The sequence below is a fragment of the Agromyces ramosus genome (genome assembly GCF_004216665.1).
GTDB lineage: Bacteria > Actinomycetota > Actinomycetes > Actinomycetales > Microbacteriaceae > Agromyces > Agromyces ramosus.
Window position 1 is genome coordinate 567,157 of the sequence record NZ_SGWY01000003.1, and the last position, 13,255, is coordinate 580,411.

Below are 13,255 nucleotides of genomic sequence, written 5' to 3' on the forward strand. Positions count from 1 at the left end.
TGCCGCCAAACTCGCCAGCGGCCTGATGACGCGCATCGTGGAACCCGCAGAGATCACGGCCCGCCGGCGAAACCGGAGTTACGCTGCGGGCATGAGCGCATTCCGACTCCCGACAGCCGATATCGCCTTCATCCTCGAGCACGTCCTGGACTACGACGCGGTCGCGCAGCTCCCCGGGTACGAGCACGCTGACCTGGAGACGGTCTCCGAGATCCTCGACGAGGCCGGCAACTTCATGGCCGAGGTGGTGGCACCCACCAACCGTGCCGGCGACCTCGAGGGAGCGCGACTGAACCCCGACGGCACCGTCAGCACGGCGACCGGATTCAAGGAGGCGTACGCCGCCTATGTCGACGCCGGCTGGGGCTCGGTTCCGTTGCCCGAGAAGTTCGGCGGCGGCGGATTCCCGCGCACGGTGGGCCTCGTCATCCAGGAGCTCATGACGACCGCGAACATGGCGTTCGCGCTTGCGCCGCTGCTCACGCAGGGCGCGATCGAGGCGCTCCTCCACTACGGCAGCGACGAGCAGAAGCAGCAGTGGCTGCCGAAGATGGTCAGCGGCGAGTGGGCCGGCACCATGAACCTCACCGAGCCGCACGCCGGCTCCGACGTCGGCGCCCTCACCACGAAGGCGGTGAAGCGCGCCGACGGCAGCTACGGCATCACCGGCCAGAAGATCTTCATCACCTTCGGCGACCACGACCTCAGCGAGCAGATCGTGCACCTCGTGCTCGCCCGCACCCCCGACGCGCCCGCCGGCACGAAGGGCATCTCGATCTTCATCGTGCCGAAGTTCCTCATGAACGACGACGGCTCGCTCGGCGAGCGCAACGGGGTGCACACCGTCGGCGTCGAGCACAAGATGGGCATCCACGGTTCGCCCACCTGCGTGCTCTCGTACGAAGACGCGACCGGTTACCTCGTCGGTGAAGAGAACATCGGCATGCGCATCATGTTCGTCATGATGAACAGCGCCCGCCTCTCGGTCGGCATGCAGGGCCTCGCCGTGTCGGAGCTCGCCTACCAGCAGTCGCTTGACTACGCGCGGGAGCGCAGCCAGGGCCGCGCGATCGGCGCGACGCAAGACTCCCCCATCATCGACTTCCCCGACGTGCGCCGCATGCTCATGACGCAGAAGGCATACATCGCCGCGATGCGCCGCATGATGCTGCTGACCGCAACCTACACCGACGTGTCGACGCACCACCCCGACGCCGCCGTGCGCACCCGGGCGAACGAGATCGTGGGCCTGCTCACTCCGGTGTGCAAGTCGTTCGGCACCGACCTCGGCAACGAGCTCACCTCGCTCGCGCTGCAGATCCACGGGGGCATGGGGTTCATCGAGGAGACCGGCGCAGCACAGCACTACCGCGATGTGCGGATCGCGGCGATCTACGAGGGCACCAACGGCATCCAAGCCGCCGACCTCGTGGGCCGGAAGCTCCCGGTTCGCGACGGGGCATCCGCACTCGAGTTCATCGCCACCATGCGCGAGCTCGACAGCGAGCTCGCGGCGGCCGGAGACGAGTTCGCCTCGATCCGCACGCAGCTGAACGCGCAACTCGACACCCTCGAGCAGACAACGATGTGGATGCTGCGCACCGGCGCGACCGAGCCCAACGCCGTGTTGTCGGGGTCGACCCCGTACCAGCGCATCTGGGGCCTCGTGCTGGGTGGCTGGCTCATGGCGAAGTCGGCGCTCGCCGCCCGCGGACTCGACGACGACGGCATCGCGGAGTCGCAGCTGCCGCTGGCCCGGTTCTACGCCGAGCAGCTGCTGCCGCAGGCGGGCGGCCTCGCCGGCGCCGCCACGGCCGGCTCGCGCGACCTGTTCGCCCTGGACGCCGACGCGCTCGGCGACGTCGTGCGCCGTGGGGCGCGCGTCTGAGTTCGTACGGGACCTTCACGAACGTGCCGCGGGACTAATCGCAGTAGTCAATTCGCGTCATCGCCGCCGGAACCCGGGCGCACTATCGTGAGCACATGGGGGAATGGTCCGCCCCGGCGCTGCCGGCCGGCTGGACGACATCCGGACAGCCGCCGTTCGTCGCTCGACATGAGGAGGTCGCAGCGCTCGAGTCGGCGTGGGCCGACGCGGTCGGGGGTGCCGGACGCGCGCTCTTCGTGAGCGGCGAGCCCGGATCGGGCAAGTCGCGGCTGGTGAGCGAGGTCTGCAGCCGGCTCCGCGCGGACGGCGCAGCGGTGCTGGTCGGGTCGTGCATCCAGGAGCTCGGCGCACCGTTCGAGCCGTTCGACGAGCCGCTGCGCGCGCTCATGCCGGCGTTCGGGACGGCGGCGACCGACGGCTCCGACTCGGAGTCGGTCGAGCTCCTCGAGCGGGTGCTCGATCGATCGGTGCAGGATGCCGCGGACAAGTCGGTCGGGCAGGAGCGGGTGTTCTCCGCGGTGGTCGACGTGCTGCGCGCCGCGACCGCGGAGCGGCCCATGGTGCTCGTGCTCGACGACCTGCACTGGGCCGGCCCGGCGGCGATCCGGCTGCTCAGCAGGGTGGTCGAGGAGACGGTCGCGGATCGCCTGCTGCTCGTCGGAACGCTTCGGAACGCTCCGCCGGACCGGTCGGACGCGCTCGCGGACGCGCTCGCGTCGCTGTCGCGGCTCAGCGGGGTGCTGCGCATCGAGCTCGCCCCGTTCACCACCGACGAGATCACCGACTACGTCGCGATCTGCGCCGGCATCTCGCGCGACACTGCTCGCGAGTCGGCCGACGTGCTCGAGGAACTCACGAGCGGCAACCCGTTCCTCCTTCGCGCGATGTGGCGTCGGGTCGTCGAGGCCGAACGTCGGGGAGGTCGGCGCGTCATCGAGCTGCCCGACTCCGTGGGCGACCTGGTGCGATCCCGCATCGCGACGCTCGAACCGGCCCATCGCCCCGTGCTCGAGCTCGCCGCGGTGCTCGGCCAGGAGGTGGACCTGGTGGAGATGATCGGTGTCAGCGCGGCATCCGTCGACGTCACGCTCGCGGCGATGGATGCCGCAGTGCGCGCCCGCCTCATCGATCCGCCACGCCTGGCCGGTGATCACTACCGCTTCCCGCACGCCATCGCGCGTCAGGCCGTCATCGACACCATCCCGAGCACCGAGTTGCTGCGCACCCACGCGCGCATCGCGCAGGTGCTCGAATCGGACTTCCCGGCGGCGCCGCGGCGCATCCAGCGCCTCGCGTTCCACTACGCGGCCGCCCGCGCCCTCGGATTCGGCGATCGGGCGGTGACCTACCTGATCCGGGCGGCCGAGCTCGCGGAGGACCGGTACGCCTATGAAGACGCGGCCCGGCTCTTCGAGCAGGCCGCCGGGATCTCCCCCGACAGCGACGAGCAGGCGGAGCTGCTGCTTCGCGCGGCAGCCGCGTGGGACCTCGCGGCCGACACGGCGCGGGCGCGCGCCGTCTACGAGCGGGTGAGCGACACGAGCGACCCACGACTGCGCCTGCGCGCGGCGATGGGGTACGAGGATGCCTCGTGGCGGCCGGGACTGCTCGGGCATCGGGCACTCGAGCTGCTCTCGGCCGGACTCGCGTCGATCCCGCCGGACGAACACGACCCGTTGTACGTCCAAGCCCTCGGAGCACTCGCCCGCGCGACAGCATTCACCGGCGCCGTCGACGAGGCGGAGCGGATCGGGAACGAAGCGCTCGACCTCGCCCGCGCGACGGGTGACCCGCTGGTGCTGGCATCCGTGCTCCGTTCGACCGTCACCATGACGGTGCGACCCCGGGGGGTCATCGAGCGACAGGAACGCGCGACCGAGATGCTCGCCCTGACCCGACCGATGCACAGCGAGTGGATCGGCGCGGCGACGCTGAACGTGTTCGCCAACAGCTACCTCCTCGGCGACCGAGCCGGACTCGACCAGTCCGAGCGAGATCTCCAGGAGATGAGTCGGCAATGGGGCGGTCACTGGCCCTACTGGGTGGTGTGCATCCGCTTCGGTCGTGCCCTCATCGGCGGGCGCCTCGAGGAGGCGGCGATCGCGTGCCGACAGCTGCAGCAGGCCGAGAGCGTCTTCCGGGAGGACTCCAACTCGAGTGCGAACGCCCTGCAGACCTACATGCTGCGCCGCGAGTCGGGACGGATCGAGCCGGTTCGCCGACTCATCACCGGTGAGGAGTCGCCCACCGAGCTCTGGCCGCCCGGCCTGCTCGCCCTCTACACCGAGCTCGGACTCGAAGGGCCCACCCGGCGGATGCTCGACTGGCAGCTCGCGCACATCGCGCCGAACGCCAGCGATTCCGCCGAATGGGCGGCCCGCCTCGTGTTCATGACCGAGGCAGCCCTCTGGCTCGGCGATGCGGCTGCCGCCGAACGACTGCACCCGTTGCTGTCGGAGTACGCCGGCCTCAACCTCATGTCGGGCCTCTTCGTCGCGCCATTCGGTCCCGCTGACTGCTATCTCGGCGAGGTCGAGTCGTTGATCGGCACGGGAGCACCGCTCGAGCGCTTCGAACGGGCGCTCGACCTCGCCGAGCGCACGGATGCCCCACTCCACGTCGCTCGGACGCTCGCGGCGACGGCCGCGCACCTGGGCCGGGTCGATCCGGGCTCGCGTGAGGCAGCCGGCTACGCCGAGCGCGCGCGGGCGATCGCCGAGCCCGCCGGCATGGTGCGGGTGCTGCGGGCCCTCGAGGTCGGCTCCGAGGCATCCGCTCTCGACGGCGGCGGACTCACCGCGCGTGAATGCGAGGTCATCGCGCTCATCGCCGAGGGCCGGAGCAATCGCGACATTGCGACGCGACTGGTGATCAGCGAGCACACGGCAGCGAACCACGTTCGCAACATCCTGATGAAGATCGGCGCGGAGAACCGCACCCAGGCGGCGATGTACGCCCGGGAGCGAGGGCTGGCCTGATCAGCTCGCCCGGGGCGAGGATGCCGCTCGGCATCACACGGTCGTCGACCTCGGCCCCTCCCGGTCTTGACAGCGCAGATGGGCGGTGGAAACGTCACGCCTAGCAGCGCGCGCTCGACACGTTCCGCGGCGTCAGCGATCAGGAGGCATCCTCATGGAGAACTCAGCCCCGAACGCACCTGCAACGCTCGAGATCGCACCGGCCTTCCAGGGCCGGCAGTTCCGGCCGGGAGACGACGGCTACGACGCCGCTCGCGCCGTCTACAACGGCATGGTCGACAAGCGGCCCACGTTGATCGCGCGCTGCTCGGGAACCGCCGATGTCATCGACGCCGTCGCGCTCGCTCGCGAGGGCAAGCTGCCGTTGGCCGTGCGTTGCGGCGGTCACAGCGTGGCCGGCAACGGTGCCACGGAGGGCGGCGTGCTCATCGACCTCTCGGGCATGAAGGGCGTGCACGTGAATCCCGACGCACGCGTCGCGCATGCGAACGGCGGCGTGCTCTGGGGCGAGTTCGATCGCGAGACGCAGGTGTACGGCCTCGCGACGCCGGGCGGGCGAGTCACGACCACGGGCGTTGGCGGCTTCACGCTCGGCGGTGGCTACGGCTGGCTCTCCACGAAGTGGGGACTCGCGTGCGACAACCTTTTCTCGGCGCAGGTCGTGACGGCCGACGGCCGTGTGGTCACGGCGAGCGCCGACGAGAACGCCGACCTGCTGTGGGGCCTTCGCGGCGGAGGCGGCAACTTCGGCGTGGTGACGTCGTACGAGTTCCGGCTGCATGAACTCGACCCGATCGTCATGGCGGGGCTGGTGGTGCATCCGCTCGACGACGCCGTCGAGATCGGCCGCGCCTGGCGCGAGTGGATCGAGGCCGCGCCGCCTGAGGTGGGCAGCGCGTTCATCGTCTTCCGCGCGCCGCCCGAGCCCTTCATTCCCCCGGAGCTCCACGGAAAGCCGGCGGTCATGATCCTGGCCATGTTCGCCGGCGACGCCGACGAGGGCGAGGAGGTGCTGCGTCCCCTCTCGAAGCAGATCGGCGGCCCGCCGGCCGCCGACGGGATCGACCGCATGCCGTACACCGCGTTCCAGACGATCGTCGACCCGTTCTCCCCGAAGGGCTGGCTGAACTACCACCGCGGCGAGCACCTCGCAGGGCTGAGCGACGACGCCATCGCCGCCTTCGTCGAGCACGGCCGCCGGGCCACCAGCCCGATGAGCTACTCCATCCTGTTCCGCCATGGCGGCGCGATCAGCGCCGTCGACGAGGAGGCCACGGCCTTCGGCCATCGGGATGCGCCGTACATGTGGCATCCGATCGCCGCATGGACCGACCCGGCCGACACCGAGCGTGAGGTCGGCTGGGTCCGCGAAGCGTCGTCGGCGATGGCGCCGTTCACGACAGGCGGCGTCTACCTCAACTTCGAGGCGAGCATCGGCGATGCGCATGTGCGCGCCGGCTTCAGCCCGGAGTCGTACGCGCGGCTCGTGGGTCTCAAGGACCGCTGGGACCCCGACAACCTGTTCCACATCAACCCGAACATCCCGCCCTCGCATTGACTGCGACGGATGCCATGCGGCATCCGTGCTCAGTCGAAGATGCCGTCGAGCACGCTGCCGATGACCAGGCCGCCGAGGATGCCGCCCATCATGTCGCCTCCGCCGCCGCGTCGACCGCCGCCCCAGCCCTGGCCGCCCCACTGCCCGGGGTCCTGCGGGCGAGACGAGTCGATGTCGCGCCGCGCCAGCTGCAGGGCCTCGGCCGCGAGGTACGCGACCCGCCGGGACATCGCCATCGCCTGCTCGCGCTGGTCCTCGTCGATCACGGTGACCGTCGACGCCGATCGGCCGAGGAAGTGGTCGAGGTCGGCCCGGATGCGCTCGGACTCGGCCAGCCGGGTGCGCGCGTCGGCGCCGATCCAGCCGCGGTGGCCGGCGATGACGTCACGCGCGACGGCGAGCTGGCGGTCGGCATCGTCGATCGAATGGCGCACGTGCTCGAGCGGCGGGATCGGACGTGCCGCGCGCTCGCGGGCGGCGGCGATCGCGGCATCCAGCCCCGAGTTCGCCTCGCGCAACCGGTCCAATTGGGTGAACGGGTCGGTGTTGACGCCGACGGGCGGAAGCGACGCGAGGGCCGCCTGCAACTCGCCGATCGCCTTCTCGACTCCGGGCGAGTGGGGTTCCTTGAGGGCGACGGCGACGTCGCCGCGGGAGTCCTCGACGATCGCCGCCAACGTGGACTCGGCCCGCAGGGCCTCGATCTCGAAGGTCTCCACCGCATCGAGGAGGGCCGCCGCTCGGCGCACCGACTCCGTCGATGCCTCGAGCGCGAGGTTGGCCTGCTCGCGCTGCCCCGCCTCACGACGCCGCTCGGCCACGCCCGCGCTGTGCTCGGCGAACCCGAGCAACTGCTCGGCCTCCGCGGGGTTGGCCTCCACCTGGGCGAGCGCCTCTCGCGCGTAGCGGGCGTCGAGCCGTTCGATCGTCTCGCGGGCGTGGGGAATGCGGGCGCGCAGGAGCGCGGCATCCCCTCGCACGCCGGCGATGATCTCGGGTGCCCGCCGCGCCCGCGCGATCTTGTCGGCGAGTGCCGCGGTGCGCTCGTCGAGCAGGTCCTCGGCCCACTCGCACAGCTGCACGATGCGCGCGTTGCGGTTTCGCAGCTCTTCGGACGTGTCGGGAATCTCGTCGTGATTGAGCTGGTTCAACTGGAACGCCTCGCCGAGGTGCCGTCGCACCGCCGTGAGCGCGGTGCGCAGGTCGGCGGTGGCGTCGGGCCCGAGCTCGGCCTCGGCGAAGACGAGCTCGTCGGTGGTGACGCGGATGCGTTCGTCGGCGGCGACCAGGGCGGTACCCGCCCGCTTCGCCAAGTCGGCGTCCTGGGCTTGGAGCTCAGGATCCTCGCGCTTACGTTTGCCCCAGAATCCGGCCATGCCTCCGATCCTATTGGCGGCGCTGGGAGCCTGCTGTGGTCTGCGGGAGGCCGGATGCGCCCTTCACCGATGCGATGGCGCGCCCGCTCTGTCACCATCGAGATATGAGCGACCCGACGAGGGCGCCCGCCGGCTGGTACGAAGACGGGTCGGGTGGGCGGCGGTACTGGGACGGCGACGCCTGGACGCAGTACGTGGCGCCCGGGCCCGTGGCCGAGCCGCCATCGCAGGTCGGGCCCGATTCGGCGGCGACCGAAGTGCTCCCCGCCGGGAACGACGGCCCGACGATCCCCTTCGTCTGGGGGTCTGGTGGGTCGGATGCCGCCGGGTCGGGCTCTGGCGGCGCCGCGAGTACGCCAGGCTCATGGAGGGACCCGTCCAGCACGTATGGGCGCGACGCGTCCAACACGTATGCGGATGTCACGCCGACCGTGCCCTACGGGGCCGTCGGCGCCAACCCCGACGGGACGACGGAGAGCTACGGGGCGGGTTCCACGACGGTGCTCGCGGAGCATCCGTTCACCGAGCCGTCGAACCCGGGGCCGAACCTGGTGGGCATCATCGGACTCGTCGTCGCGATCGTGGGACTCGTGTTCACGCTCATCCCGCCGGTGAGTGGCGTGGCATGGATCCTGGTGCCCGTCGCGTTCGTGCTCTCGCTCATCGGCCTGTTCCTCCGTGGCGCGAAGTGGGCGGCGATCACGGGGCTCGTCGTGTCGATCATCGCCGCGATCGTCGGCATCGTCATGTTCGTCACCTTCGTCGTCGGGTCGATCGGCACCGTGTTCGACGAGATCGACGATTCGATCCCCGACGTGCCCGTGTTCCCGCTGCCGGGCGAGGATGGCCCGGGCGGGCAGCCCGACCTCGGGCAACCCGATGCGCCCGTGCCGGGCGACCTCGCGTTCGGCGAGACGATGACCTGGGACGACGGCGTTGCACTGACGGTCTCGGTGCCCGAGCCGTACACCCCGAGCGAGTTCGCGGTCGGCGCGACGCATGCGAACAACGTCGTGTTCACGCTGACGATCACCAACGACTCGACGGAGGACCTGCAGCCCCTGCCGCTCCCGACCCTCTTATCGGGGGATCAGGAGGTGAGCCAGATCTTCGACATCGGGAACGACGTCACCGGCCCGGGCGACGACGTCGGCATCCCGCCGACCGCCACGGTCGAGCCGGGCGGGTCGGTCAGCTGGAGGGCCGCCTGGTCGCTCGACGACCCGAGCTCCCTCACGCTCGAGGCTGCTCCGAGCTTCGTGTATCCGAGCGCGACCTTCACGAACGTGCCGTAGCGAGCCTGCCGGAGCGCCGTCGGGATGCGTCGATGTCGCGCCGTGCCAGGCGCAGGGCTTCGCTCGCGAGGCGCGCGACGTGGCCGGCCATCGCGATCGCCCGCGCTCGGTGGTGCTCGCCGATCACGGGGATCGCCGCCGCGGAGCTGCCGAGGACGTGACCGAGCTCGATCCGCATGCGCTCGGACTCGGCCAGCCGGGTCACGGCCTCGGCGCCGATCCAGCCCTGGTTGCCGGCGATGACATCACGTGCGACATCGAGCTGCCGGTCTGCGTCCTTGATCGCATGGTGCACGTGGTTCACCATCGGAATCAGGTCCGTCGCGTGCTCGCGGGCTGCGTTGACGGCGGCATGCAACACCGCCTGCGCCTCCCGCAGTCGGCTGAGGTGCGCGAACGGGTCGGTGTTGACGCCGGTCGGCGGGAGGGCGGCGAGGGCTGCCCGCAGCTCGCCGATCGTATCGGCGACGCGGCGGGAAGGGGGCTCCTCGAGCGCGGCCGCGAGGTCCCGACGGCACTCCTCCACGACCGCGGCGAGCGCGGACTCCGCTCGCAACGCCTCGACCTCGAAGGTCTCCACCGCATCGAGCAGGGTCGCTGCTCGGCGCACCGATTCGACGGATGCCTCGAGCGCGACGCTCGCCTGCTCGCGCCGGCCGGCATCGTGCCGCCGCTCGGCCACCGCGACGCTGTGCTCGGCGAACCCGAGCAGCTGCTCGGCCTCCGCCGGGTTGGCCTCGACTCGGGCGAGGGCCTCTCCCGAGTAGCGGGCGGCGAGGCGGTCGATGGTGTCGCGCGCGTGCGGGACGCGAGCACGCAGATGCTCGACGTCGGCTCGTACGCCGGCGATGATCTCGGGCGCACGGCGCGCCCGCCCGACCCGGTCGGCGAGTGCTGAGGTCTGCTCATCGAGCACGCCCTCCACCCATTCGCACATCTCGACGATGCGCAGGTAACGGGCCCGCACGTCGTCGGCGGTACCCGGGACGACATCGTGATTGAGCCGGTTCAACCGGAACGCCTCACTCAGTTGCCTGCGCACCGCGACGAGCGCCTCGCCCAGCTGCGTGGTGGCGTCGGCCCCCAGCAGGGCCTCGGCGAAGCCGAGCTCGTCGGTCGTGACACGGATGCGCTCGTCTGCGGCGACCAAGGCCCTTCCAGCCCGCTTCGCCACGTCGGCGTCGTGGACTCCGAGTTGTCGCGCGCTGCGTCTGCTCCTGACCCTGAAGCCGGCCATGCTCCATCATATGGTCGGGGCTGGGCGTCAGGGCAGTTCAGGGTCGATCGGACCGAGGCTGCATGCTCAGTCCCGCGTCGTAGGCGGCGATGATCGCCGCCGCCCGGTCGCGCGCGCCGAGCTTCAGGAAGATCGCCGACACGTGCGACTTCACCGTGCGCTCTCCGACGCGCAGCTGCGTCGCGATCTCGCGGTTGTTCGCCCCTCGGCAGATGCGGCGCAGCACCTCGAGCTCGCGTGGGGTCAGCTGCTCGAGGGCACGGCTCGCCGCCGGCGACGCCGGCGCACGATCCTTCGCCCGCGCCAGCACTCGGGGAAGCACCCGTGGGTCCAGCCAGGCTCCCCCGGCGGCGACGGCACGCACCGCCGCGATCAGGTCCTCGGCCGGGCTGTCCTTGAGCACGAAGCCCGCGGCGCCGGCGGTCAGCGCTCCCCAGAGCACCGCGTCGTCGTCGAACGTCGTCAGGGCGAGCACGGGAGGGGAATCCGGGACCGACCGGAGTTGCCGCGTCGCCTCGGGGCCGTCCATCCGCGGCATCCGTACGTCCATCAGCACGAGGTCGGGCCGGTGTGCGCGCACCGCAGGCAGCACGCCCGTGCCGTCGGCGCATTCGGCGACGACCGAGATGTCCGATTCGGCACCGAGGATGAGCGCGAGGCCGGCTCGCACCATGGCCTGGTCGTCGACGAGCAGGAGCCGGAGCGGCGCGGTCACGCGGCACCCCCGACGGGGAGCCGGCATTCGACGACCCACGAGTCGCCATCTGGCCCGCTGCTGAGCTCGCCGCCGAGCGAGGCGGCCTGCTCCCGCAGCCCGACGAGCCCGTAGCCTTCGGGACGGGGATCCGTCTCGCCGGTCGGCGTGAACGCGTTGGAGACCCGGGCGACCACGGCGTGATCGTCGATGCCGATCTCCACGCTGGCCGACGTGCCGGGAGCGCTGTGCCGGGCGGCATTGGCGAGCGCCTCCTGCACGACCCGGTAGAGCGTGAGCCGGAGCGGCAGCGACAACGGCTCGGCGGTGCCCCGGATGCTCAGCACCACCGGAAGCCCGGCCGAGCGATATGTCGTGACGAGTCGCTCGAGGTCCAAGGATCCCGCCTCGGACTCGTCGTCATCCCGGAGCATCCCGACGGCCCCGCGAATGGCGTCGAGGCTCTCGCGCGACACGCGTTCGGCCTCGATGAGGGCCGCCTCTGCCGCATCCGGATCCGTGCGCAGCAGACGACGTGCCCCGCCGACGTGCAGCACGACGACCGTCAGCGAATGCGCGACGAGGTCGTGCACGTCGCGGGCGAGCCGGTGCCGCTCGTCGCGGGCCGCGGCATCCGCCAGCTCGCCTTCGGCGGCGCGCAGTTCGTCGGCCAGCCGCGTGGCGCGCCGCAGGAGCACCCCCACGAGCACGCTGAACGCGCCGCCGAACGCGAAGTAGATCGCGCCCACATCCCACTCGACCCCGAACAGGAACGGCACGAACGGGAGCACCATGACGACGACGGTGACCGTGCCGACCAACCAGCGGTCGTCGGACCTGCTGGCGAGCCGGCTGGCGGCCGCGAAGCCGACGAAGAGCGCCGCGCCGATCTCGGAGAGCGCGATGACGGGGATCACGGGGATGATCGCGAGGGCCGCGAAGGCGAGCTGGGGGAGCTCGACGCCGACGACGAGCAGCCCCCACGGCACCAGGGCGATCAGCATGGCGACCACGACCGCGGGATGGAACTGCGCGCCGACCACGGCCAGCATCGCGGCGACAAGGGCGATGCCGGCGTAGACGAGGTCGGTGACCCGTGAACCCGCCGCGACGGAAGCTCGCATCATGCGTCGCTCCTCTCGGCCTTTCGCCTTGGGCCTGGCTTCAACGAAACCGTATCGGACGGGTTCTCGCCTCGTACCGTGGTACGAGAACGAGGCGTTCCCCGGTGCGATGACGGCGGCTCGACCGGCGCGGAGCATCGAGGCATGACCACCACGATCCCGACCACTCCTCGCCGCACCTCCCCCCGCCCGTCGGCGGCAGGCGCCGTGCTCGCGGTCGGCGCCGGCCTGAGCGCCGTCGCGTTCGCGATCGCCGTCGTCGGCCTGATCGTCGATCCGACCGTGCTCACGGGGGCGCCCGCCTGGATGAAGCCCGCCAAGTTCTCGTTCTCGATCGCGGTCTACCTGCTGACGCTGCGCTGGATCCTGTCGCACGTTCGGGGCCACGCCCGGCTGCTTGCGGCGCTCGGCACCGTCATCACGGTCGCCCTCGTCGCCGAGATCGTGCTCGTCGAGATGCAGGTCCTCCGCGGCACGACCAGCCACTACAACGAATCCAGCGACCTGGATGCCGCGGTGTGGTACGCGATGGGCGGCATCGTGTCGCTCGTGCTGATCGCGACCATCGCCGCCGGCGTGCTCGCCCTGAGGCAGCGCGGACTGGATCCCGGGCTGGCGGCGGGGCTTCGCTGGGGAATCGGCATCTGCGTGCTCGGCATGCTCGCGGCGGTCACGATGATCTTCAACAAGGCCTGGAACGACTCCGGCGGACACACCGTCGGCGCCGCGGATGGCGGCGCCGGAATGCCGATCACCGGCTGGAGCCTCGAGCACGGCGACCTTCGCGTGGGGCACTTCATCGGGCTGCACGCCCTGCAGGTGCTGCCGCTGCTCGCATGGGCGCTGCTGCGGTGGACGCGCCTGGATGCCACGACCCGTGCCCGCCTGCTCACCGTGTCTGGGATGAGCTACACGGCGGTCGTGCTGCTCGTCACCTGGCAGGCGATTCGCGGGCAGAGCGTCGTTCGCCCGGATGGCGAGACCCTGGCGGTCGCCGCCGCGCTCGCGGGACTCGCGGCGGTGGCCACGGTCATGGTGCTGCGACGAAACCGTCGCGGGATCACGTTGGTTGGGTAGCATCCGTCATCGAGGGGATGCTGTCGCA

General features: G+C 71.1%; 9 protein-coding genes. 5 read left to right on the forward strand and 4 right to left on the reverse strand.

From position 1 onward, the window contains the following. The first annotated feature begins 91 nt into the window (after positions 1-91). The 3 genes from EV187_RS14570 to EV187_RS14580 all read left to right on the forward strand — a co-directional run bounded on the left by EV187_RS14570 (position 92) and on the right by EV187_RS14580 (position 6,424). The gene (locus tag EV187_RS14570; RefSeq protein ID WP_130353765.1) at positions 92-1,888 is read left to right on the forward strand and encodes an acyl-CoA dehydrogenase; all 1,797 of its coding nucleotides are present in this window, start codon (positions 92-94) and stop codon (positions 1,886-1,888) included. Between the two features lie 95 nt (positions 1,889-1,983). Then, positions 1,984-4,866 (forward strand): ATP-binding protein, encoded by a 2,883-nt coding sequence (locus EV187_RS14575; RefSeq protein WP_130353766.1) that lies wholly within the window; start codon positions 1,984-1,986, stop codon positions 4,864-4,866. Positions 4,867-5,020: 154 nt separating this feature from the next. Then, on the forward strand, positions 5,021-6,424 hold the full coding sequence (locus EV187_RS14580) for an FAD-binding oxidoreductase (protein WP_130353767.1): 1,404 nt from the start codon (positions 5,021-5,023) through the stop codon (positions 6,422-6,424). Positions 6,425-6,453: 29 nt separating this feature from the next. Here the strand turns inward: EV187_RS14580 and EV187_RS14585 are convergent, their stop codons facing one another. Continuing rightward, on the reverse strand, positions 6,454-7,800 hold the full coding sequence (locus EV187_RS14585; RefSeq protein WP_130353768.1) for a coiled-coil domain-containing protein: 1,347 nt from the start codon (positions 7,798-7,800) through the stop codon (positions 6,454-6,456). Between the two features lie 104 nt (positions 7,801-7,904). On the opposite strand from EV187_RS14585, the gene EV187_RS14590 reads away from it, so the two are divergent. Next, positions 7,905-9,095 (forward strand): DUF2510 domain-containing protein, encoded by a 1,191-nt coding sequence (locus EV187_RS14590; protein ID WP_130353769.1) that lies wholly within the window; start codon positions 7,905-7,907, stop codon positions 9,093-9,095. Here EV187_RS14590 and EV187_RS14595 read toward each other — a convergent pair. From EV187_RS14595 to EV187_RS14605, 3 genes are all read right to left on the reverse strand, one after another. After that, positions 9,079-10,245, reverse strand: a complete 1,167-nt coding sequence (locus tag EV187_RS14595; RefSeq protein WP_130353770.1) for a hypothetical protein — start codon at positions 10,243-10,245, stop codon at positions 9,079-9,081. The genes EV187_RS14590 and EV187_RS14595 overlap by 17 nt on opposite strands. Positions 10,246-10,369: 124 nt before the next feature. After that, a complete protein-coding gene (locus tag EV187_RS14600; RefSeq protein WP_242609616.1) occupies positions 10,370-11,047 on the reverse strand; it encodes a response regulator transcription factor in 678 nt (225 codons plus the stop codon). After that, on the reverse strand, positions 11,044-12,153 hold the full coding sequence (locus EV187_RS14605) for a sensor histidine kinase (protein ID WP_130353772.1): 1,110 nt from the start codon (positions 12,151-12,153) through the stop codon (positions 11,044-11,046). Before EV187_RS14605 ends, EV187_RS14600 begins: the two co-directional genes overlap by 4 nt. A gap of 141 nt (positions 12,154-12,294) precedes the next feature. Here EV187_RS14605 and EV187_RS14610 point away from each other — a divergent pair, with 141 nt between their 5' ends. Beyond that, positions 12,295-13,227, forward strand: coding sequence for a hypothetical protein (locus tag EV187_RS14610; protein ID WP_130353773.1), 933 nt, complete (start codon positions 12,295-12,297; stop codon positions 13,225-13,227). Positions 13,228-13,255 lie beyond the last annotated feature (28 nt).

Bases quoted from the DNA above. Each gene is read 5' to 3' on its own strand.
- EV187_RS14570 (WP_130353765.1), top strand. From the start codon at position 92: ATGAGCGCATTCCGACTCCCGACAGCCGATATCGCCTTCATCCTCGAG.
- EV187_RS14575 (WP_130353766.1), top strand. From the start codon at position 1,984: ATGGGGGAATGGTCCGCCCCGGCGCTGCCGGCCGGCTGGACGACATCC.
- EV187_RS14580 (WP_130353767.1), top strand. From the start codon at position 5,021: ATGGAGAACTCAGCCCCGAACGCACCTGCAACGCTCGAGATCGCACCG.
- EV187_RS14585 (WP_130353768.1), bottom strand. From the start codon at position 7,800: ATGGCCGGATTCTGGGGCAAACGTAAGCGCGAGGATCCTGAGCTCCAA.
- EV187_RS14590 (WP_130353769.1), top strand. From the start codon at position 7,905: ATGAGCGACCCGACGAGGGCGCCCGCCGGCTGGTACGAAGACGGGTCG.
- EV187_RS14605 (WP_130353772.1), bottom strand. From the start codon at position 12,153: ATGATGCGAGCTTCCGTCGCGGCGGGTTCACGGGTCACCGACCTCGTC.
- EV187_RS14610 (WP_130353773.1), top strand. From the start codon at position 12,295: ATGACCACCACGATCCCGACCACTCCTCGCCGCACCTCCCCCCGCCCG.